Origin of the sequence: Limnothrix sp. PR1529 (assembly GCF_002742025.1) — a bacterium.
Lineage (GTDB): Bacteria > Cyanobacteriota > Cyanobacteriia > CACIAM-69d > CACIAM-69d > CACIAM-69d.
In genome coordinates, this window is the sequence record NZ_LIRO01000030.1 from 27,535 (window position 1) to 48,152 (window position 20,618).

Consider the following 20,618-nt stretch of genomic DNA (forward strand, 5'->3'; position numbering starts at 1 on the left):
CAATCCGGACAGGCCGGGAGGTTCAAGGCAATCGGTCTCTATGGATGGGTTGCCTTGATGCCAAATCTCAACTAAAAGCGTTTTCTCAATCCGATACCAAATTGAGCACCCCGCGATCACTAACGCCGGGGTGCTTTTTGCTGTGTCGGGATGTCTTTTGTTGCAAACAGTTAGGGCTGCGACGGAGCCTGTAGCTTCACCAACTCCTCTTGGATCCGTTGGCGCAGGGCAGGATCGATCGCGTGGGTTTGAGTCATTTGATTAAACTGGGCGATCGAGAGGCCCGTTCCCTCAATGATGCCCTTGGTTTGGTTGCAGAAAGAAACGGCAATTTCCCGCGCCTCCCGTGACAGCGATTTCACCGTATCGCCCTGAGAGCAAATCACCACCGGCAGGGGCCGATCACCCATGACGGTTTTCAGTTGGCTGGCCGCGGCCTGGCGCACCGGCTCGATCGCCAACACCGCATCGGCATATTGGGCGATCGCCGCAGCTCCCGATGGCTGGGTTTGGGCCTGCGCTTGCCAAGCCCCGAACATCCCCAAGCCCAATACCCCCAAAGACAGCCAGCCCCCAGAACGCAACCCCAACCTTCGGGGCGATCGACCTTCTTTCGGGGTCACCGTTGCTTGTTCGTCAATGCGATTGCGCTGTTCTTGTGCCATAGCCCCATCCACTCTTTCCGAGCATCAACCGCCATTGTAGGGTCGAGTTGAATTTTCCCGTCAATCCGGAGCGCTGTCTAATCTAACTAATCCAAAGACTGCTGACCGGTTGGCGATTGGCGCTCATTTTCCATGGCCCGGTAACCATCGGGGAGCAGGGTTGTGTGGTCATAAAAGGCTTGGGACAGATCCGGATCCTTCGCCCGAAACAGATTAGCCCGCTGGAGCTTGGCCCCTTCCAAATGCGCTGACTTCAGGTTGGCACTGGTCAAATCGGCCCCTCGCAAATCCGCCTCCCGCAGATCGGCACTATATAGATCGGCCCCACAGAGATTGGCATGACGCAAATCAGCCGATCGCAGGTTGGCATAGCGAAAGTTGCTGCGCACACATTGGGACTCCTGCAAGTTCGCGCCCGCCAAGTTGGCCTGATAGAGCTGAGCATTTCCCAACTCCATCCGTTGTCCCTGAACTTTCGCCAGTTGCGCTTGGCTCAAGTTGGCATAGGGCAGGTAGGCCATGACCAAACAGCTCTGTTGCAGATCAATGTCTGGTAACGAGGCTTCAAACAGATCCACTCCCTGAAGATCACTTTTTTGAAAATTGCGTTGACCTTGCTGATATGCAGATTGGAGTTCTGCTGCGGTCAGTTTTTGCATACCATCGACGACGATACAACAGGCTCCCGAGCGACGGCGGGAGCGACGGTGACAGGTCAGTTTCTGCTCAATTTCTGCCCAAAGTGGTGGCGGGAGCTTATTCTACTGCCGGGGTAAACCCTTGGGGTGATTGCTGACTGGGCAAATTTTGGGCTGCATTCCTAAACCATCGACGAAAGCTTAATTAACTAATACTGGCTGGATATTGGCTGGATATTGGCTGACTGTAGGTCTCAGGAAGAAGTCAGAATTTTTCTAAAATTCAACCGTTTTCTATCAGAATTTTTCGGATATTTTTGCAGACCTAAGATTTTTTTTAGATTCAATTTCTGGGGTTACTGTCTTTCCAGTCCATGATCAGGTATCAATTTTGTCAGTTTGTGAATTTGCTTCTCCAGCAATCCCAGCGGCGATCGGGAGGTTGCATTAGAAAATAATCGAGAAAATTATAAACCAGGAAAACACATTTAAAATTGCCAAAAAATAATTAATCTTACAGACATCATGATCCCTCGATCGCTTTGAAGACTCCTAGGCTTCCTGGGCAATCCTCGCTCCAGCAGTGGTGCAAATTGCGAACTAGGGCCATCGGTCAAGGCCACATTCCCAAGGACAGGAGCGTCTGCATGGGCTGGCGATGGAAGTGGGATCAGCAGCCAATTCAGCATTGAATAGAGGGCAAATTTATTAATCAAAAATAATTATCATTTGATTTAAAAAAAATCATCATTAAGCCATTTTCAAAAATTCTCCCAGGCAGCCACACCCTTGACTCGGAATGGGGAGATGTACCTCACGGCGCTGATGGTTGATCTTGCTCCCGTGGTGGGACGATCGGGGGTGTAATTGGGCGATGATGTTTACCGCGAGTGGATTGATTTGTCCCCGTTGTTGTTGGATATTGATTGCGCGATCGTTCCTCGTTCAATTGGAAGCCATGCCCGAGGTAGAGTTGTCTATCGCTCAGTACTATCACGAGCGCACTAAGTATGATCCTGAAACGATCGAGCGTCAATCTCGACCGCTGAATTGGGACGATCGCCCGGAACTATACAAGGATTATCGATTTGGCACAGTGCTGGATCTCAAGCCCAGCGCGATCGATGTTTTAGACAGCCCAATCGCAACCTGGTGGCGGCGACTGTCCAAGTTGCTCTATTGCGCCTATGGGATCACGGCTCGGCTGCCGCAAATGGGCGTGGCGCTCCGTTCGGCTCCTTCGGCGGGGGGGCTATATCCAGCGGAGGTTTATCTGTTGTCGCCGGGCAATGGCCCCTTGGCGGCGGGGCTATATCACTACCAAGTAAAAACCCATGGTTTGGTTCAGGTGTGGGACAGCGCCCTTTGGCCCGACCTGCAAGCGGCCTGCTTTCAGCACCCTGCGTTAACCGACGCTTCCCTGGCGTTGGTCACCACAGCGGTTTTTCAGCGCTCGGCCTGGCGTTATGGCGATCGAGCCTATCGCCGCATTTGTCTGGATACGGGGCATTTGTTGGCCAATGCCACGCTGGCCAGCTCCCTAGTGGACTATCAGGCCACGCTGATCGGTGGTTTTGATGATGAGCAACTGGAACGGCTGCTGTTTCTGGAACCCGAGCAAGAGGGCGTGACGGCGGTGGTGGCCCTCACCGAAGGAACCGGGCCCGATCGCCCGCACCTGTCCGCCCCCAGTGCCCTGCCCTCCCGGGCCGATCGCGCCTATCCTGACTTGCCCGATGGTCAACTACTGCGCTACCTACACCAGGCCACGCGAATCACGTCCCAATCCGCCGCGATCGATCCGAGCTTGCTCACCCAGGACAACCGTTTGGTCGCCGCCGACAAGTACAATCTGCCCTTTGGTCTCAAAGCCCCGATCGCCGCGCCGCCCATCCATTGGGGTCAGCAGCTTCAGGAGTTGGAGCGCACCATCTTGCACCGTCGCTCAACCCGGGCCTACAGCGGTGACAGCCTCAGCCTCAGTGACCTATCCAGCATCCTGACCTTCGCCTACCATCCCCGCGATTACGCCGATCAGGGTCTCGATCCTGACCCGGACTATTTCGACCCCTATTTGATCAACAGCTTCGTGGCGGTGTCCGATGTGGAGGGTCTCGAAGCCGGTTGCTACTACTACGCTCCCCAGGCCAACGAGTTGCGGCAAATTCGCTTCAAAAATTTCCGAGAAGAGTTGCACTTCCTCTGCTTGGGTCAGGAACTGGGGCGAGATGCGGCGGCGGTGGTGTTCCAAACGGCAGACCTAGACGCGGCGATCGAGCGCTATGGCGATCGCGCCTATCGCTACTTACATCTAGACAGCGGCCACCTGGGCCAGCGGCTGAACTTGGCGGCCATCCGCCTGGGGTTAGGGGCCAGCGGCATCGCCGGATTCTTTGACAACCAAGTGAACGAGGTGTTGGGCATTCCCCCGGCCGAAGCGGTTTTGTATATCACCACCCTCGGTCGAATCCGTCGTCGCTAGCGGGCGATCGCCCCTAGGTCTCCACCAATCGCATCACCGGTTCCTGATACAGGGGAACCGTGAAGGTCACCGTGGAACCCAGCCCTTCACCCAGGCTGTAGAAGTTCATATCACCCCCCATCGCCTCCACCAGTCGCCGGGAAATTACCAGCCCTAACCCCGTACCCCCATAGCGTCGGGTGCGGGCCCCATCCACCTGGCTGAAGGATTGGAACAGCCGGTCTTGTTTATCGAGCGAGACCCCAATGCCCGTGTCGGCCACCCGAATTCGCACAAATCCCGGTAGCTCGCGATTTTGCACCACCACCGGTTGCCAAATCAGGTCAGCGCTGACGGTGATGCCGCCTTCGTGGGTGAACTTAATGGCGTTGCCAATCAGATTCAGCAACACCTGAAGCAACCGTTGATCGTCCCCATACATCAACACATCGTCGTGGGTATCCGGGAGCTGCAAGTCATAGCGCAAGCCCTTTTGCTGAATTTGGGCCAAGGTGAAGTCCGAAGCATGGCGACAGAGTTCCCGCAGGTTCACCGGCACCAGGTGCAATTCCAGGCGATCGGCCTCAATGCGGGCAATGTCCAAAATGTCGTTCAGGATATTCAGCAGGTGAACGGCGCTGTTGTAGGCCTCCTGCAAAAAGTCCTGCTGCTCTTCGGGATCATCCACCATCCCATCCAAAATCAGCTTCAGAAAGCCAATCACCCCGTTCAGGGGCGTGCGAATTTCGTGGGATGTGTTGGCCAAGAATTCACTCTTAAGCCGCGAGACCTCCTCCGCCTGTTCGCGGGCTTCCTCTAGTTCCTGCTGTTTTTGAATCAGGTGAATGTTTTTCTCTTGCAGCTCGTGGGTCAGGGCTTGGCTTTCCGCAAAGAGGGTGGCATGGGCGATCGCCGTGCCCACTTGGTCGGCCAACTCTCGCATCAGTTCCGCTTCGGCCGTCGTCCAGTGGCGGGTGCGATCGTACTGATAGAGCGCAATCAGTCCGTTCACCTTGCCCTGGTGACGAGCCGCCACAATAATTGCCGACTGATTCCCGAAGGGATCTTGGTTTAGCCGATCCATCACCACGGGTTCCAGGCTAATCAGCGCCTCCCCCATCGGTGTGTCATGGGCCACGGAGAGATCAGCGCCCAGCATGGGATGGGGACTGGGGCTGCGGGTATGTTCCGCCACGACTCGCACCACCCCCTCCTGGGGGCCCGGGTAGGCACAAACAACGGCCCGACAAACACTGAGGGCTTGGACGAGGCCACAAACCGTTTGTTGCCAAATGGTGTCGAGATCGAGCGTTTTGCGAATGTTGCGCGCAATCTTGGTCAAGAGAATTTGATAGAGAGCCGAACTGAGGGGCAGGGTGCGCCGAATGCTGGTGGCAATTTTGCTCAGGAGCTTTTGATGAGCATCCAGGGCAGAAGGGAGATTCGCCGGAGTCATTGGCTCGTGCGATCGCGTTGAAATCGATCGCCCCATGACCAACACCCGATCGGCTCGCCCATCGTCCCCCAGCATCGGACTGAGCACTAAATCAAAAGTACGCGACTGATTCGCCCAGGCCAGGCGACAAGTTAAACGTTCTGGAGCACCCTGCAAGATGACCCGATTCAAAATCTCAAAATACTCAGGCAGGCTGATTGGCCCAAAGAGGGGTTCTTCGGGCGGAGCCGCGCAAATGAGTTGGGAATCGAGGCCCACGGCGGCGGCTTCTCGCCAGTGGAAAGCTCGATAGTGACCCTCGTTGTCTTGGATGTAGGCCAACTCGGCCCCCAAGTGCTGAAGCGCGAGGGGTTCATCAATGGTCATGCCCGATCGCCCTGGCTTCGCGGTTGCTTCCGGCAGGCTGGATTCAGGCGCACCAGATTCGGGCGCAACCCCTCCCGACGGCACAGAATCAGATGGCACAGAGCCAGACACGACGGATCCCGATCTGACGGATCCCGAGGCGATCGATCCCGGTGCGATCGATTCTGGTGCGATCGATTCTGAGGGAACGCTAACCGGAGATGAACCCACACCAAGAGACCCAAGCGGCGCTGGATATGTCGTCAGATCCCGATGATCACCAGGGCGATGCGGGAGGACAGTCGGATCCATGGCGGAGTTGTCCGGGGAGGTCAACGTAGATGGCGAAAAATCCGAAGACGAAGGGGATCCAGACATTACGCGCTCGCTTACAGGGCCATAACCGCTCAATAACCTCAGTGGTAACATCTCTGAGCTTCAATCCTGAGGCCCAGTTCACCACAATTTCCGCGATTCAACACAACTGGCAACGCAATCTAAGAACACAAGCTCAGGGAACACAAGCTCAGGCCGATCGGCTAATCGTTCCATTCGCCACGGGGCGGCACAACGGGATTGCGCGGCAACAACCGCGAGAGGTCATCCTCGCGGGCTGGGCCACCCCGCAACCATTGGCGCACAGCGGCTTCGATAATTTTGCTTGGATCGTCGGTCAGGTGATTGACTCGATCGAGCAAGTCCGGATCGAGACGAATCGAAAGCTCAACTTTTTCGCGTTCCGGGCGGGGGCTGGCGGCGCGATCGCCCATGGTGGAGGGTTCCATGTGTTTGGGGGGGGTTAGATAAGGCTAACGGTCAGACTCGGCATGGAGGGGGAATTGCCAGCAGCATAGCGGATTGATTACCCGCCGTCCTAGCATTTTTGAGCGCTGGATTTTCTCAGCGCTAGATTTTCCGGCTTTGTGGCAGATGCACCTGTGCCTTTGCCCCATTGCCCACGGTTCATCTAATTGTCCGGATTAAGAATCCTCCCAGAAGGGATCGCCATCCATGCAGATAGCTCAATGAGTTTTATCTTTATTTTACCTGGTTGAGATTTGACCGGGGCGGATGTAGTTTGGCTAGGTTATTGGCACAATTGCGAGAGTCGCTTGAGTGGCGCATGATTCTTGGAGCAATCCGATTCGAGTGGTCTCGAAATTTGGGTCCCGGAATTTTTCCTGGCTCAAATCTCCGTCCCATGACTGCTTAAATCTCCGTCCCATGACTGCCTAAATTGCGGCCCGAAAATCGTTGCAAACCGTTACGAAGCAAGAGAGTCGCCCTTGCTCGCACGGGTGGTAAGCTGTCAAAGCACTCGATTTAACAAACCGGTTTTTGTAAGAAGGAAGCGGCGACGATGACCAGCGCAAACGATACGCCTTATTTGTTGCGAGCGCTGCGGGGCGAAGAACTGCCTCGCCCGCCCGTGTGGATGATGCGCCAAGCAGGGCGTTACATGAAGGTTTATCGGGATTTGCGCGAAAAATATCCGTCCTTCCGCGATCGCTCAGAAATTGCTGACTTGGCGATCGAAATTTCCCTGCAACCCTTCCGCGCCTTCCAACCCGATGGCGTGATCATGTTTTCGGACATTCTCACGCCCCTGACCGGGATCGGCATCCCCTTCGACATCATCGAAAGCCGCGGCCCCGTGATTGAGTCGCCAATTCGGACAATGGAGCAAGTCCAGGCCCTGACTCGTCTGGATCCCGATGCGGCCATGCCCTACATCCGCACCATCTTGACCACCCTGCGCCAAGAAGTGGGCAACAAGGCGGCCGTATTGGGCTTTGTGGGCGCGCCCTGGACGTTGGCGGCCTACGCGATCGAGGGCAAAAGCTCCAAAGAATATGCCGTGATTAAGCGGATGGCCTTCTCGGAGCCAGCCGTGCTGCACGCTTTCCTCGAAAAGCTGTCGGACATGGTGGCAGATTACATGTGTCACCAAATCGATTGCGGCGCACAAATGGTGCAAATGTTCGACTCCTGGGCGGGTCAACTGTCGCCCCAGGATTACGACACCTTTGCCCTGCCCTACCAACAACGGGCCTTCAAGAAGGTGCGCGATCGCTACCCTGATGTGCCCCTGGTGCTTTACATCAGCGGCAGCGCCGGCATTCTGGAACGGATGGGCCAATCGGGCGCAAATGTGGTCAGCGTTGATTGGACGGTGGATATGGCCGATGCGCGTCGTCGCCTGGGCCCAGACATCATGGTGCAGGGCAACATCGATCCCGGCGTGCTGTTTGGCTCCAAGGCATTCATCCGCGATCGAATCATCGACACGATCAACAAGGCCGGCCGCAAGGGTCACGTCCTGAACCTGGGCCATGGCATTCTGTCCACCACCCCGGAAGAAAACGCCGCCTTCTTCTTTGAAACGGCGAAGAACGCTGACAAGCTGTTGGTGGGCGCGCGGTAAGACCGTTCGGCCCTTCATGCGGCACAGCTTCAGTGCGTCGATAAAGGGCATCGATAAAGAGCATCAATAGCGAGGGCGATCGGGAATCGATCGCCCTCGCTTTTTACGGCCGCGACGAACTGGAACCAGCACCACCAGGCGACCACCAACCCAAGTTTTCTCCTAGCCTTGGCTTTTCAGACATCCTCGGCATCCAATTTCTGGGTTCCTTGAGATTAGTTGGGAGACCCGTTGGGTGCTCAATTGGGAGATCCGTTGGCGTAAAATTTGACAGAAATTCTCTATAGGAATCTGGAATCATAAACGAATCACAGGACTGCTTTGGGTCATTTTTCAATCATTTTGCAGCCCAAAATTGCGATCACAATCCTCTAAAAAATATTCAATAAGCTGACTGATGTTGTCCTGAAATCTAGATTGTTTTAAGCCAATCCTTTTGGAAAGACTTGATAGAATTAGGGCATGTATCGTCGGTGGCGAGTAACTCCCATGATGAATCTTGGCGAACTTCGTCTGAGATCGCGCATTATCGGTTTGGCTCAAGAACCTGCGGCTAAGGTGGCCTTGGCCGGTGTGGCAACGGTGGTGGTTGCCCCGATTATTTTGCCTTTGTTGAAACCAGCGCTCAAGGCAGGGTTGAAAACCGGGGTTGTGTTGTTTGAAAAGACAAAAGCCGCGATCGCGGAAACCGGCGAAATGATCGCGGATATTGCGGCGGAGGCCCGTGCTGAAGCCCTCGCGGAAGCTCGGGTACCGCTGGGTTTAACGGCCAGTGCGCCCGGATCGGAGGTGACCCCGGCGTTGAATGCAACCTCGCCGGAAGAAGAACACCGACTGGTCTAATGGGAAGGGTGAGCGATCGGGCTGGATGCGCCAGCCGATCCACTCACTGCCCAATTCTGTCCCGATGTCATCAAACAATGAGCGCCCAATTATAAGCGCCCATATAAGCACCCAGGAATGAACACCAAGGTGTTCCTGCCGAGTTCGATCGAGCGGTTAACGCTCTCCTAAGCGGCGTTGTTGGTTTGTGCTGTGCCCTGAACTGAATCCTGCTGAGAAGCCCCAATTGCCATTGCGCGGTTGGGGCGTTGGTTTTGGGCCGCGGGAGCCAGGCGCAGGGTGGGAGCGGGGGCCGTTTGTTGGGCTTGGGTAATCCAATCGCTCAGGGCGATCGGGCGTTGGCGCTGGTGCAAGGATTGCAGGAGCGATCGCACCACCACGGGCCCCACCAGGACGGCCCCCAACCCCAGCAAGGCAGTCAAGTCCTGTTGACAGCCATCCTCAATCATTTCCTTGACATGAAAGGTGATCACGGATTTATCCAGATGAATCCAAGCCATGGGTCTGAAGGGGGTGAAGGGTTTGCAAATCGAGGCAGTGAACGCAGGTTGAACGACGAGGTGAACGCTGGGGTGAACAGGGGCGATCGGTGGGCGGGGAGGGAACGCTAGCGATCGCGGGGCCGCTCAAAAAAGTGGTGCTGAATCAGGGGGCGCAAACTATTGAGACCGGCGGCGATCGCGGAGCCGTTGTGGATGGCGGTGGCGATCGGGGGGCTGAGGCCGCGGGTGGTGGCCAAGCCCAAGGCAATCAGGTTGGGTAACACCACCAAGGCGGTGTTTTGTTCAATCAACCCTTGGGTTTGGCGGGCGATGGTCAACACCTCCAGCAAATCCAGCAAATGGTTATTCATCAACACCACATCGGCGGTTTCGCGGGCAATTTCCGACCCCTGCTCAAAGGAAATGGACACATCCGCATAGGCCAGGGCCACGGAATCGTTGAGGCCATCGCCCACAAAGGCCACGGTGCGCCCCGATCGCCGCAGATCGCGAATGATGGTGGCTTTGCGATCGGGAAAGGCTTCCGCATAGACCCGATCAGTTGGAATTTCCAGGGCCCGTGCCACCTGGGCCGCGCGGGCGGGCGTGTCGCCGGTCAGCAACCGCACATCCAACCCCAATTCCGTTTGCAGGGTTTGCACCAGGGCCGCGCTTTCGGGCCGCAGGGGGTCGGTGTAGCGCAGTTCGCCCATGAATCGGCCATCCACGGCCACATAGATCGAAGGCTGGGCGATCGAGGGTTGGCTGCTGGCCTGTTGATCCAGGGTGGTCAGCCATTCGCCCAAACCTGTCACACCCTGTTGGATTAAGAATCGCGCACTGCCCACCAGCACATCACCCGCCGCCAGTTGGGCCCGCACCCCCAAGCCCACTTCATAGTTCCATTCGCCCCGATCGCTCAGGGTCAGGCCCCGATCGGCCGCTGCCCGCACGATCGCCTCGGCCACCGGATGGGTGAGCCGCTGTTCCGCCGAAGCGGCCAGTTGCAGGAGTTGATCAGGGGTGATGTTCGGTTGGGCGGGCAACACTTGCTCTAAAACAATGTCGCCCTGGGTGAGCGTGCCCGTTTTGTCGAACACCACCGTATCGATCGCCGCCAACTGTTCCAGGGTTCGCCCGCTGCGCACCAACACGCCGTGACGGGTGGTGTGGTTCAAGGCTCCCAGGAACGCCGTGGGAATCGATAGCCGAATGCCGGTCACAAAGTCCAGGGTCAGAATGGCCGCCGCCCGAGCCGGATCGCGGGTGGCAATCAGCACCACCAGGGCCAAAATCAGGGCCGGGCCGATCGCCCTGTCAGCCAGCCGTTCGGCATAGTTGGCCATCCGAGTGTCATAGACCGGGGCCTGTTCCAGCAGGGCCAAGCTGGCGGCGGCACGGGTTTGATTGCCCACCCGTTCGGCTCGCAGGTAAATTTGCCCCGATCGCACCAAGGTTGAAGCATGAACCCAGCGGCCGGCGCTGGCGGCCACGGGCAAGGGTTCCCCAGTCAGGCTTTTTTCGTCGATCGTGGCTTCACCGGACAGCACCGGCCCATCGGCGGGAATTTGCTCACCGGGATAAACCACCACCAAATCGCCCACCTGGAGCTGGTCACTGGGAATCCGTTGGGGTGGCCCGTCGTTCATTTTCACCCAAGCAAACCGCCCGATCGCATCGGACAAATTAGCCGTTCGCAGGGCCGTGGCCCGCGCGGTGCGATCGCGAATCGCATCCCCCAAGGCGTGCAGAGTCAAGACCAAGGACGGAACCACCAAAGATCCGCCACTGCTGCTGAGACCGATCGCCAACAGATCCATGCAATCAATGTTCAAGCGGCGATCGACCGTCACGCTTTGCCAGGCCCGCTGGGCCACGGGCCAAACGGCCCGCAACAGGGCCACCGTCGCCAACACCCGCAACGGCAACAGGGGCCGCCACCGGGCCAACCCCGCCAGGGCCAAGGCCGTCAAGGTTTGGGGCAAGGAGGCTTCTTCCTCTTCTTCATCCTCCGCCGCTTCTGTCGGGTCTCCGACTGTGGTAGGAGCTGGCAGGTCTGGGGCCGGTTGCAACAGCAGGGCCCGATCGGGCCAAGCCAGGGCCAGCCAGTCATCCAAGCGCAATCGCAGGCCGGCCATTGGTAATTGGCGATCGTGATACACAATCGTCACCGAAGCGGCCGCCCGCACCACCCGCACCGCCGCCACGTCCGATCGCGCCGCCAGGGCCGTTTCCAACCGTTCCACCGCCAGGGCCGAAGACCGCGCCGGCCACCAACGCACCCGCACCCGGCCCGGCTGCCAATGGATCAATTCCCAATGGGTCCAGGCCGCCGGTCGTTCCCAGCGCCAGGTGCGATCGTCCGCCACGGTCTGCCCCATGTTTGCCATTGCCATGCCCTTTTCGCTGAAATCCTGATGGTGGCTAATCCTGGTTGGCGCGATTCAACACCTGCAACAATCGCAACCCCAACTCCAAATCCGAGAGGCCCGTGGAGTCGTATTGAATCGCCAAGGAGGCCGCCGCCTGATTGATCCGCGTGCCCAACACGATCGGCTCATCCTTCAGCAGGGTTTCCAGCCGCTTGCCATAGGCTCGATCGGTGCGGAGGCGATCGATCCGCAACCGAATCCGCCCCGGCACGGAATGGACGATCGTGCAATCTTCGCAACCCAAACCAACGCCCAAATTATTGCCCAGTTCAGTGAGGGAAATGGGACTCGTCTGGGCAGCGGCGGTGGATTGGTTGCTGGGGGCCGACGTTGTGGCCACCGTGGCCAAAGCCGCCCCCGCCGTCACCATCGCCAACGTGCCCGCCGAGCTATTGGCCTGCTGCTTGAAGTACAGAATGACTTGGCGCACCACCGCCGCGATCGCCAGGTTGGTCAACAGGGCCCGCGAGCCGCGCAGTTGAAACCGGGTTGTGACAAACAAGCCCGCCAACACCGGCAAAATCGTCGTAATTTCCCCGTATTCCTGCAACCATTGCCCCAATTGGGCAGACAGGGTGAGGTTGCTTAACGCAGAGTCAGGGCCCGGCTCGATCGCGCCGGATGGGGTGGATTGCGCCAACGCACCCGTTGCCGTTTCGGCCAGATCAGAATCAGAATTCACAGGTTGGGATTGAGGAGGGGCAGAGGAAGCATTGATCACCAGCCGATCGGACTCGGGGGGCTGCTCCTGGAAAGCTGGGGCGATTGGAGAGACCTCAGCGGCCGAGTCCAACCCTGAATTAGCCAACGGTTGCGGCTCAGGGGTTACGGATGGCTCGCGATCGGGGTTTGAGGAATGACTCATGGCTTTAGTTCCCCATAACAAGGATGGGGGGCACAAACAATCCCAGCCAGTGGCCCACGACCCAGCGGGACAAACCCCCAGGGGCGCGGTGGCTTCAAGGATCTTAGGGGAAAAGCTTTTGGAGGGACAGAACTGTCCAAACTCATTAGCAGTGTAAGTGCAATAGACGGATATTTTCAATAAAATTGCTGATTTTTCTTAATAGAGTGGCATGGCTCTCGGGAGGCTAATTGCCAAAATTACAGAATTTGACCCTCCATGGTTTGTTGGCAATGGGTGAAAGTTCCACTATTCCCAATACCCACCCAATCGCTGCAATTATTGAAAATTCTGAATTTCTTGAGCTTGCCGACTTCGGTTTGCACTTTCTAGATCGGCCCGGCCACTTCCCAAATTTCGGCACAGATCAGGGCCGATCGCCCCGCCCCAGCACCGGTTCTCTAGACTCTAAACTGCTCAAGAAGTAGAATCAGGATTATTGAGAAAGTCTTGCAGATTTCCAGTAAGCTCTCCTGCCACTTCTAAAATGAGGGCGACCGTCTCAAAATGCTCTCAGTCCGGGGCTGGCGTTGGCATTGGCTGCTTGCAGGTGTTTGAGCACTTGGGTTTGAGCACTTTGGGATAGCGTCTTGAAATAGCGTCTGCAAATTACGTTGCCCGGCAAGATTGCCAGGGAGAGTTGGGTCATGGATTGTCATCAGTGCCATCAAAACAACGGAAGTTGTGGGTCTAAGCGATCGCTGCGGTGGTTGCCCTTTGGCGAAAACTTCAACCGGCCCCCGATCGAACCCAGTGGGCCACAAGTTGCCCTGGTGGGAATGCCGAATGTGGGCAAATCCGTCCTGTTCCATGCCCTGACTGGCACTTACGTCACGGTGTCTAACTATCCCGGCACAACGGTGGAAGTGACGCGCGGGGCCATGACCCTGGACGATCGCGCCGTCAGCGTGATTGATACGCCGGGAATGTATTCCCTGTTGCCGATTAGCGAAGAAGAACGGGTGGCCCGAGATTTGCTGATGTCGGAACCCTTTGGGGCGATCGTCCATGTGCTGGATGCCAAGAATTTGGGGCGGATGTTGGCGCTAACGGTGCAGTTGCTAGAAGCAGAGCTGCCCGTGATTGTGGCAGTGAACATGATGGACGAGGCCCAGCGTTGGGGCCTGACCATCGATCGGGAAGCCCTGATTGAAGAGTTAGGCGTGCCGGTGGTGTTGATGGCGGCGGCCCGCAACTGGGGCGTGGATCAATTGCGAGAAACCCTGGCCGATCGCCTAGCCAGCACCCCAGCCCCAGTCTTGGCCGCGGTGGGCTAGGACGTGCCATCGCTGAACGATTGCTGAACTATCAAGGCCGCCCAGGAGCAGGCCAATAGAAAACAGAAATGAGTCTAACAATCCAATATTTAGAGCCGATCGAAGTGGCGATCGCCCAAATTGAAACTTGGTGGCGATCGGGCTGGGGTCAAGACTTTGCCGATCGCCATTTGTCATCTCGCAGCTTTGCCCTGTTGTTGCTGCAAAAAGACCCCAATTTGTGGGAGCAACTACCGGGCGATCGACAACAGGATCTAGAGCAATTAATCGCCACGACCCAAGCCCAACTCAGCCGACCGATTTCGCTGGAAATTGCCCAGGCACGCCAAGGATTTGCCCAGGCGATCGAACAAAACACCTTAGCGGAACCGAACCCCAGCCAGCGCCGTTGGGGCGAGCGGATCCATAAGCTAACGGTGAACCCCATTTCGGGTTTCCCCATTTTGGTATTGGTGCTCTATTGGGGAGTTTATAAATTCGTTGGGGAATTCGGAGCCGGGGAACTGGTCGATCGGATTGAAACCTTCTTTGAGGAACAAATTAACCCCGTTGTGAACCATGTCACGGAGCAAGTGATTCCCTGGCCCGCCTTGCAGGATCTCTTTGCCCATGATTACGGAATTATTACCCTCGGAATTCGCTACGCCACGGCGATTGTGTTGCCGGTGGTGGCGACCTATTTTCTAATGTTTTCCCTGTTAGAAGATAGCGGCTATTTGCCTCGGTTATCCCTGATGCTCGATCGACTGTTTAAGGCGATCGGCCTCTCGGGCCGAGCTGTTATCCCGATCGTTTTGGGGCTGGGATGTGACACCATGGCCACGATCGTTACCCGCACCCTGGAAACCAAGCGGGAACGACTGATCGCCACTTTTTTGCTGTCCTTGGCTATTCCCTGTGCAGCCCAATGGGGTGTGATTTTGGGACTCCTGGCCCAGCGCCCAGCGGCTTTGGTCACCTGGGCTGGGTTGATCGTGGGCATTTTCCTGCTGGCCGGCTTCTTAATTGATAAATTCCTGCCCGGTTCTGCGGCTCAGTTTTATATTGAACTGCCCCCTCTGCGCCTGCCCAAAATCCGCAACGTGATCACCAAAACTTGGGTGCGGATGAAGTGGTATTTCTGGGAAGTACTGCCATTGTTCATTTGGGCTTCGGCTATTATTTGGGTGGGTCGCTTAACGGGAATTTTTGATTGGCTAATTAGCGGCATTGAGCCGATCGCCCTAGGCTTAGGTTTGCCCAAAGAAACCGCACCCATTTTGCTCTATGGTTTCTTCCGGCGGGACTATGGCGCTGCGGGTTTATTTGATTTGCAGCAGGGCGGTCAGCTCACGGGCGATCAACTGCTGATTGCAGCAGTGGTGCTGACTCTGTTTTTGCCTTGCATTGCCCAATTGCAGATGATCATCAAGGAGCGAGGAGTCAAAACTGCCCTGTTGATGGTGTCATTTATTTTCCCCTTCGCTTTGGCAGTTGGCTATGTTTTGAATTGGGGGCTAAATCTGTTCCATATTGTGCTCTAGGGCAGTGATGTTTGAATGCTGGGTATAGGGGTTATGATCCAATCCCCGAGACTTGCAGCCTGCCACTGCAAGATCTCGGGGGACAAGGGACTTAAACCCCTTGTCTGGGACGATTAGGCTAGGAAAAATCAACCCTTTCAACCCTGAGCCATCCTATTCCCTCTAGTCAATATAAATGCTGAGATTCACCACAGCACCAAAATCCAGACACAGCAAAGCGATCGCCCGTAATTACGAGCGATCGCTTTGGGGTCAAATTTTTGAGTGAACCCAGCCTATGTAATAAGGGCTGAAACCAGCTCGCAGAATAACAACCGGGCAGCGTAGCCAGCGCACCGGGAGCGAGCGAGCCTAATGGGCTTAGTTGACTTCTCTTGATCGAGCCGATCGCCCAGCAGCTTTCCAATTTGATTTTTCGGCCGGGCCCGCTCAGGTTCGATCCGAGTGAAGATCCACTGCCAAAGAGCGCGGCGGCATAAATCAGATCCACCAACGACCTGGACGCGCTTCATGTCGCCTGATTCTTCACGCCCAGGAGCACAGCCCAAGGCCTTGGTGAATCGCCGCAGGCTGAGATGCCGCTTGGTTGGGTTACCAGACTTGCGACCCTTGCGAATCTTGATCTCAGGTTTCCCATCGGGCCCTAGGTAGTTCTCGATCGGGTAAATCTGCGAAATCAGTAAGGCCTCAACCCTCAGACCGAAGCCGAAGCGGGCAAAAACTTTGCGGTAGGGCGCAAAGTCAGGATGTTGCAGGAATTGGTAAAGCTGACGTTCGATCGCGCATTCTTCCGAGTGCAGATCACAAAGCCGGGCCGCATGATTGCGCGATAGATCATCCAGGCCCAGGCCACAAGTCGCCGCGTATAGGCGATCGTATTTGGCCGACGGACGCAGCCCAGCCATCCAGCTCCATAGAAGCGGCGGCAAATCTGAGAGCAAAACCCGCTTTGATTTGACATGGGCCACCTCTGGAAATTGCCACGCGAGATCCTGACGCAATCGGTTAATGATCGGACTTTGCACCCGGTTCAGATGACACAGCCGCAACACCAATCGCCTGATTTGCACGATCGCCTCAGTGCGATCGGACACAAACCGCCGTGGTGAGTCGCAATAGTCCCAGTAGTAGCAGGCCAGGGCCAAGGCATCAGCATCGTCATCTTTATCGGGTAATCCGAGATGACCCGCACGATAACCCCGCAGTTCCTTGTGGCCGACCAGCACCACCCGCACACCGGCACGGGCGAGCTGAGTTCCCCACAGTTTTGAATAGTTCACCCCCGTGGGTTCCATGACGGCCACATCGGCCCCCAAGTCGAGTAAGGCCCTGATGCCGGCCGCGTTGGCGGGCAAACTTAGGAATTTTGCATCGTAATAAAATTGTCTAGGTTCAGTCGGTCTGGTGTCTGTGACGCAAGCGGTGACCGAGGACTTACTTACGTCAAGGCCAACAATTCTCATGGCATGATTGGGTGTTAATTTATCCCACGCGCCGAGCCTATGAATCACCCAAAAGCCAGGGACTATGCCCAGCTCAATTCCCTCTTGAGGCATTTACCGGCTTTTGGTTATGGGCCGGTTGCGTGGGTTAAACCGTCAATTGATCGCGCCGAGCCTATGAATAAGAAAGAGCGCGAAAGCTCGATTCGTCCTTCAGGCCCTAAGCGCGATCGCCAGACGGTTGGAGCAGGTTTGGACGCTGCCCCAAGCTTGCCCGGTGAGTCAGACCGAGCAAGATTGGGGCATGTCTAAAACTCAAGTTCGTCTAGGATGTCGTCTCCAAGATCCACTGGCCCCGGGTATTGACTTGAACCCCAAAGTTCATGGAACCAATCGGGTGACTCGAATTTCGGGTCTGTTACGACATCCAGCGCCCGATTTTTGGCGGCGCACCGTTCCTTTAAATCCCGGAACAGCCCTACGGCCATCGCTCCACTGAGGATTAGGAGATCGCCATCTGACCAAACGATGGTCAGCTCGCCGGTTTCTTCGTCTACCTGAATCTGCCGGATCCAGTTCAAATTCAGGAATCGATCGCCCACCCAAATCATTGAATTCATGAAACGGTGACCTCCGGTATTTCAATTGGAAACATCACAACCGTTTGGATGGCCCCGTTGGCTTCGATCTGGACAAAATCGACATCAGCAACGGGCACGGGGAAACCGCGATCGAGCCTGCATAGTGTTGCTTCTCGATCCAGCCCCTCCTGGTCCATTGACCTGACCAAGATTGATTTTTGCCAATCGGTCAGCTCTTGATCGGACAACTCATAGCACCAGCATTCGGCCTCACCCCCGATGGGAACATCGCGCCGAGGCCGCACTGATCGGATCGGTACGCCAGGATGCAGCGGCAATAGTCGGCCAGCGGGTCTCAAGGCATGGAGCCAATGGAGACGATTCACCTTAGGCACGGCTAACAATCGAATCATCGGGTAACCTCCCCTCACGGTTTTGGATTTCCAGGCATGGAGCCAAATCGGAATTAATGGCAATTAATCCCCGGACGAAGATCTGAGCGTAGGAATAGCTGGTGAAGGCAGCTTGTCGGATCCGCGACCGCTGGCCGTGGCGGTTGGGACGGCCCAACCGGTAGACAACCCAGGGCAGGGATGGGCTGAAGTCCTTCAGATCAATATCTTTTGGATTCTTTGGCGCGGGTTTCATAGGCGCTGATGGCAATAACGAAGTGTTGGATTGTGTCAGCGATCGCGATCTTGTCGGACTCATCGGCTGGCCCCTTGACTTGCCATCCGTTCGACTGGGAATAGACCAGCAGCGCCCATTTTTCGTTAGGCGCGATGATCAGCCACTCAGGGCGCTGGTTGCGCTTGCGGATGGTGTAACCCAGTTCCTTCAGGGCTTGCCGAACTCGGGCCACCAGTAGAGACAGTTGCTCTGCCCCGAAGGTGAGAGCCTCAGTGCGGTCGTCGTAGATAGATTTCTGCATAGGCAATTTTCCGAAGTTTGGGGGGAAGGAAAGTGGGCGATCGTCCGTGTGGTGAATCGCCCGCCGCAAACCAATCTCTCAACACAACTCAGGGACGCAAATTCACGCGGTGATCTCGGGTGCAAGGTGGCCGGCCGCCGTTTGTGCCGGTCTCCCCCAAATCCCGCGCTGGTCATAGACCGCGCCATCAGGGGCGCTTTGCTCAATCTGCTATTACCTGGGGTAATGCGATCAACTTTATCAATACCCCTGGTAAACTGGCAAGTGTTACCGGGGGTAATCTTGAGGAGAAGTTATGGAAGGGGTTTTCAATGCCGAAAGCAAGGAACCGTCAATACGGGGAAACGAAGAAAGAGCGGATTCTCACTCTGACTCAGACGGCCTGGGATGCACTCGAAGCTCAAGGGCGATCACTGGGAGTAAGCCGCAGCGAACTGATCGAACAGTTTGCACGGGGTCTCCTAGGCGGCGACCTAAGCCGCGAACTCACGGGAAAACGCTTGGCTACTTGATTGAGGAATTGCAGGATCAGATTGAGGATTGCCAATCAGACCGAGCACGCTTGGATCGTCGAGAACAGCGCCTCAGGAATCGTCTAGACAATCTGAAGCAAGTTCTCGCGGAGTGGCAGGAAACTGTAGAAACGCTCGCGCCTGAAGATCCGCCGACCCCAACCGAGTAGCGCCCAAAAAAACGAGCGATCGCCCGATGCGATCGCTCGTTTTGCTTTGTTGTGAAAAGGCTCTGTGGTTTGGTAATTCTACCCCGGGAGAAATGAGAGAGCAGCTCGCATTAGGTCTTGATGTATGCCCAATTGCGGCAAAGTTGCAGCCCGATCGCAAAAGCAGGGAGCTTGACCCCAGTTGGGGGCCTGCACCACCCGCACCACCTGCACCACCGGAAGCCGGTCGAAAGATCGATCGGTTGTCGATCGCCATCCAGGCCGCCGCCAAACTATCCCCCTCGGAGCTGCTGTTATTGCAGGATGCGATCGCGGGATTGTCCCAAGCTCTTAGGGAGCAAGCCCCCGCCGAAACCCAAGAAAACCGCTCCCTAAGTTGTGGAAAAGCCGAAAAATCGGCACAACCGAGCGGTGGATATTTCGAGCTAAAAAAAATTGGCCGCCATGGGCCATATCTGTATCTGCGATGGCGATCGGCAGGCAAACTGCGATCGACCTATTTGGGCAAAATTGAGGATTGACCAATGATAAGCAACCAATTGAGCAGGATCGAGCGCCGCACTATCCGCAACCTGCAAGCTGCCGTGAAACAACTGGGCTGGGATTGGTACAAAGAACCGAACATCAATATCTGGACACTTTACCCCCCTTCAGGTGTAACCCTTCGGCTGTCGATACTCAAGGATGGACGTTTCTTTGTTGACGAGTTGTTTGGGCCGAAACGTCGTAAGCCCCCAAAAGACGCTCTGACGCTTCTTCAATTGTTGAAAGAAGCCTCAGATAAGGCCTTGTGCGATTCAGTAGCAAAGCAAGGAAAGGGGTCACCCAATTAAACGGGCAGCTTAAGCGAAACAAATGCAAAGTGGCGATCGTTGCAAAATCACTGATAGTTGAGCCGCGAAGTTTAAAACAGCCGGTGAGCGATCGCCCGCAGCAGTTCCCCCCAGCCCAGCAAGTCAACCAGCAAATCAACCGCGATCGCACTCACCAAAATCAGGAAGCCCCAACCGCGCCAACCCCCGGGCATGGCTTGGGCCGCCCGGGCGGCCCGGGCCGCCAACACCAGTCCGGTTTCACCAGCCCGGGCCAACAACTGTTCGATCGCGTTCACCCGGCCATCGATGTCGTTCACCTGATCCGTCAGGCCAGTGACACCCCCCAACTTTTCACGAATTTCACCCAGCTCGAGCAAAATCGCGCGATCGCCCTGATTCACCGTTTCTTCTAAATGCTTTAGCCGATCGCTTAGAAACCCTACAGCGTCCATCGCCTGTTACTCCGTATAAACATCAACCTGAATTGTGAATTTCGATCGCTCAGTGTCATACCACCAGGGATATCGAGTGACTTGCTCGCCTGTAGCGGTCATGATCGTGACCGGCTTAACGCCACGTTTTTTGGGCACGGCCTTAACCCCGATCCAGGTTTCTACCGCCGTCCGCAGCTCGAGATTGCCCGCCGCGTCACGCTGCCAAATCGTAGACCCTTCAACGGTTTGGCCGGTTGTGTTGTCGTAAGTATTGCCCTGCGG

The 20,618-nt window shown here is 56.3% G+C and carries 21 protein-coding genes; 7 read left to right on the forward strand and 14 right to left on the reverse strand.

The window, feature by feature from the left end:
• Window positions 1–170: 170 nt before the first annotated feature.
• Together AMR42_RS04855 and AMR42_RS04860 are read right to left on the reverse strand one after the other, a co-directional pair.
• The gene (locus AMR42_RS04855) at window positions 171–665 is read right to left on the reverse strand and encodes a DUF4168 domain-containing protein (RefSeq protein WP_143472937.1); all 495 of its coding nucleotides are present in this window, start codon (window positions 663–665) and stop codon (window positions 171–173) included.
• 86 nt (window positions 666–751) lie between these two features.
• Entirely contained in the window at window positions 752–1,324 is a 573-nt protein-coding gene (locus AMR42_RS04860; protein ID WP_099532341.1) for a pentapeptide repeat-containing protein, read from the reverse strand.
• Between the two features lie 937 nt (window positions 1,325–2,261).
• Here AMR42_RS04860 and AMR42_RS04865 point away from each other — a divergent pair.
• Window positions 2,262–3,785, forward strand: coding sequence for a SagB/ThcOx family dehydrogenase (locus tag AMR42_RS04865; protein WP_099532357.1), 1,524 nt, complete (start codon window positions 2,262–2,264; stop codon window positions 3,783–3,785).
• 13 nt (window positions 3,786–3,798) lie between these two features.
• Here the strand turns inward: AMR42_RS04865 and AMR42_RS04870 are convergent, their stop codons facing one another.
• Window positions 3,799–5,697, reverse strand: a complete 1,899-nt coding sequence (locus tag AMR42_RS04870; protein WP_234406616.1) for a GAF domain-containing protein — start codon at window positions 5,695–5,697, stop codon at window positions 3,799–3,801.
• Window positions 5,698–6,104: 407 nt separating this feature from the next.
• On the reverse strand, window positions 6,105–6,350 hold the full coding sequence (locus AMR42_RS04875; protein WP_234406618.1) for a hypothetical protein: 246 nt from the start codon (window positions 6,348–6,350) through the stop codon (window positions 6,105–6,107).
• A gap of 575 nt (window positions 6,351–6,925) precedes the next feature.
• Between AMR42_RS04875 and hemE the strand changes: the two genes are divergently transcribed.
• Both hemE and AMR42_RS04885 read left to right on the forward strand, forming a co-directional pair.
• Window positions 6,926–7,990, forward strand: coding sequence for a uroporphyrinogen decarboxylase (gene hemE, locus AMR42_RS04880; protein WP_099532343.1), 1,065 nt, complete (start codon window positions 6,926–6,928; stop codon window positions 7,988–7,990).
• A 534-nt stretch (window positions 7,991–8,524) separates the two neighbouring features.
• Window positions 8,525–8,833, forward strand: a complete 309-nt coding sequence (locus tag AMR42_RS04885; RefSeq protein WP_199309193.1) for a DUF5132 domain-containing protein — start codon at window positions 8,525–8,527, stop codon at window positions 8,831–8,833.
• 167 nt (window positions 8,834–9,000) lie between these two features.
• Here AMR42_RS04885 and AMR42_RS04890 read toward each other — a convergent pair whose 3' ends face one another.
• The 4 genes from AMR42_RS04890 to AMR42_RS20240 all read right to left on the reverse strand — a co-directional run bounded on the left by AMR42_RS04890 (window position 9,001) and on the right by AMR42_RS20240 (window position 13,300).
• Window positions 9,001–9,333, reverse strand: a complete 333-nt coding sequence (locus AMR42_RS04890; RefSeq protein WP_099532344.1) for a hypothetical protein — start codon at window positions 9,331–9,333, stop codon at window positions 9,001–9,003.
• A gap of 107 nt (window positions 9,334–9,440) precedes the next feature.
• Window positions 9,441–11,696 (reverse strand): heavy metal translocating P-type ATPase, encoded by a 2,256-nt coding sequence (locus tag AMR42_RS04895; protein ID WP_099532345.1) that lies wholly within the window; start codon window positions 11,694–11,696, stop codon window positions 9,441–9,443.
• A gap of 43 nt (window positions 11,697–11,739) precedes the next feature.
• Window positions 11,740–12,612 carry an HMA2 domain-containing protein gene (locus AMR42_RS04900; RefSeq protein WP_199858088.1) on the reverse strand — a complete coding sequence of 291 codons (873 nt, stop codon included), beginning with the start codon at window positions 12,610–12,612 and terminating at the stop codon, window positions 11,740–11,742.
• A gap of 541 nt (window positions 12,613–13,153) precedes the next feature.
• Window positions 13,154–13,300, reverse strand: a complete 147-nt coding sequence (locus AMR42_RS20240; protein WP_158234361.1) for a hypothetical protein — start codon at window positions 13,298–13,300, stop codon at window positions 13,154–13,156.
• Between AMR42_RS20240 and AMR42_RS04905 the strand changes: the two genes are divergently transcribed.
• On the forward strand, window positions 13,299–13,928 hold the full coding sequence (locus AMR42_RS04905; protein ID WP_099532346.1) for a FeoB small GTPase domain-containing protein: 630 nt from the start codon (window positions 13,299–13,301) through the stop codon (window positions 13,926–13,928). The genes AMR42_RS20240 and AMR42_RS04905 overlap by 2 nt on opposite strands.
• Window positions 13,929–13,996: 68 nt before the next feature.
• Window positions 13,997–15,451: a ferrous iron transporter B gene (locus tag AMR42_RS04910; protein WP_099532347.1), complete on the forward strand. Its 1,455-nt coding sequence runs from the start codon at window positions 13,997–13,999 to the stop codon at window positions 15,449–15,451.
• Between the two features lie 275 nt (window positions 15,452–15,726).
• On the opposite strand, the gene AMR42_RS04915 is transcribed toward AMR42_RS04910, so the two are convergent.
• The 4 genes from AMR42_RS04915 to AMR42_RS04930 form a co-directional block, all read right to left on the reverse strand.
• Window positions 15,727–16,914: a transposase gene (locus tag AMR42_RS04915; protein ID WP_099532348.1), complete on the reverse strand. Its 1,188-nt coding sequence runs from the start codon at window positions 16,912–16,914 to the stop codon at window positions 15,727–15,729.
• A 287-nt stretch (window positions 16,915–17,201) separates the two neighbouring features.
• The gene (locus AMR42_RS04920; protein ID WP_143472938.1) at window positions 17,202–17,504 is read right to left on the reverse strand and encodes a hypothetical protein; all 303 of its coding nucleotides are present in this window, start codon (window positions 17,502–17,504) and stop codon (window positions 17,202–17,204) included.
• 5 nt (window positions 17,505–17,509) lie between these two features.
• Window positions 17,510–17,887, reverse strand: coding sequence for a hypothetical protein (locus AMR42_RS04925; RefSeq protein ID WP_143472939.1), 378 nt, complete (start codon window positions 17,885–17,887; stop codon window positions 17,510–17,512).
• A gap of 200 nt (window positions 17,888–18,087) precedes the next feature.
• Complete coding sequence (locus AMR42_RS04930) at window positions 18,088–18,405, reverse strand: hypothetical protein (RefSeq protein ID WP_143472940.1); 318 nt, start codon at window positions 18,403–18,405, stop codon at window positions 18,088–18,090.
• A gap of 708 nt (window positions 18,406–19,113) precedes the next feature.
• On the opposite strand from AMR42_RS04930, the gene AMR42_RS19750 reads away from it, so the two are divergent.
• Together AMR42_RS19750 and AMR42_RS04945 are read left to right on the forward strand one after the other, a co-directional pair.
• Complete coding sequence (locus AMR42_RS19750; protein WP_143472941.1) at window positions 19,114–19,608, forward strand: hypothetical protein; 495 nt, start codon at window positions 19,114–19,116, stop codon at window positions 19,606–19,608.
• 3 nt (window positions 19,609–19,611) lie between these two features.
• Window positions 19,612–19,920 carry a hypothetical protein gene (locus tag AMR42_RS04945; RefSeq protein ID WP_099532353.1) on the forward strand — a complete coding sequence of 103 codons (309 nt, stop codon included), beginning with the start codon at window positions 19,612–19,614 and terminating at the stop codon, window positions 19,918–19,920.
• A 71-nt stretch (window positions 19,921–19,991) separates the two neighbouring features.
• On the opposite strand, the gene AMR42_RS04950 is transcribed toward AMR42_RS04945, so the two are convergent.
• Complete coding sequence (locus tag AMR42_RS04950) at window positions 19,992–20,354, reverse strand: hypothetical protein (RefSeq protein WP_099532354.1); 363 nt, start codon at window positions 20,352–20,354, stop codon at window positions 19,992–19,994.
• A gap of 6 nt (window positions 20,355–20,360) precedes the next feature.
• The coding region (locus tag AMR42_RS20245; RefSeq protein ID WP_158234365.1) for a hypothetical protein at window positions 20,361–20,618 on the reverse strand (258 nt) is incomplete at its 5' end.

Coding starts and splice junctions, on each gene's coding strand:
- AMR42_RS04945 (WP_099532353.1), top strand. CDS start 19,612: ATGATAAGCAACCAATTGAGCAGGATCGAGCGCCGCACTATCCGCAAC.
- hemE (WP_099532343.1), top strand. CDS start 6,926: ATGACCAGCGCAAACGATACGCCTTATTTGTTGCGAGCGCTGCGGGGC.
- AMR42_RS04915 (WP_099532348.1), bottom strand. CDS start 16,914: ATGAGAATTGTTGGCCTTGACGTAAGTAAGTCCTCGGTCACCGCTTGC.
- AMR42_RS04860 (WP_099532341.1), bottom strand. CDS start 1,324: ATGCAAAAACTGACCGCAGCAGAACTCCAATCTGCATATCAGCAAGGT.
- AMR42_RS04900 (WP_199858088.1), bottom strand. CDS start 12,612: ATGAGTCATTCCTCAAACCCCGATCGCGAGCCATCCGTAACCCCTGAG.
- AMR42_RS04890 (WP_099532344.1), bottom strand. CDS start 9,333: ATGGCTTGGATTCATCTGGATAAATCCGTGATCACCTTTCATGTCAAG.
- AMR42_RS04855 (WP_143472937.1), bottom strand. CDS start 665: ATGGCACAAGAACAGCGCAATCGCATTGACGAACAAGCAACGGTGACC.
- AMR42_RS04895 (WP_099532345.1), bottom strand. CDS start 11,696: ATGGGGCAGACCGTGGCGGACGATCGCACCTGGCGCTGGGAACGACCG.
- AMR42_RS04920 (WP_143472938.1), bottom strand. CDS start 17,504: ATGATTTGGGTGGGCGATCGATTCCTGAATTTGAACTGGATCCGGCAG.
- AMR42_RS04950 (WP_099532354.1), bottom strand. CDS start 20,354: ATGGACGCTGTAGGGTTTCTAAGCGATCGGCTAAAGCATTTAGAAGAA.
- AMR42_RS04905 (WP_099532346.1), top strand. CDS start 13,299: ATGGATTGTCATCAGTGCCATCAAAACAACGGAAGTTGTGGGTCTAAG.
- AMR42_RS04910 (WP_099532347.1), top strand. CDS start 13,997: ATGAGTCTAACAATCCAATATTTAGAGCCGATCGAAGTGGCGATCGCC.
- AMR42_RS20240 (WP_158234361.1), bottom strand. CDS start 13,300: ATGACCCAACTCTCCCTGGCAATCTTGCCGGGCAACGTAATTTGCAGA.
- AMR42_RS19750 (WP_143472941.1), top strand. CDS start 19,114: ATGCGATCGCTCGTTTTGCTTTGTTGTGAAAAGGCTCTGTGGTTTGGT.
- AMR42_RS04930 (WP_143472940.1), bottom strand. CDS start 18,405: ATGCAGAAATCTATCTACGACGACCGCACTGAGGCTCTCACCTTCGGG.
- AMR42_RS04875 (WP_234406618.1), bottom strand. CDS start 6,350: ATGGAACCCTCCACCATGGGCGATCGCGCCGCCAGCCCCCGCCCGGAA.
- AMR42_RS04925 (WP_143472939.1), bottom strand. CDS start 17,887: ATGATTCGATTGTTAGCCGTGCCTAAGGTGAATCGTCTCCATTGGCTC.
- AMR42_RS04865 (WP_099532357.1), top strand. CDS start 2,262: ATGCCCGAGGTAGAGTTGTCTATCGCTCAGTACTATCACGAGCGCACT.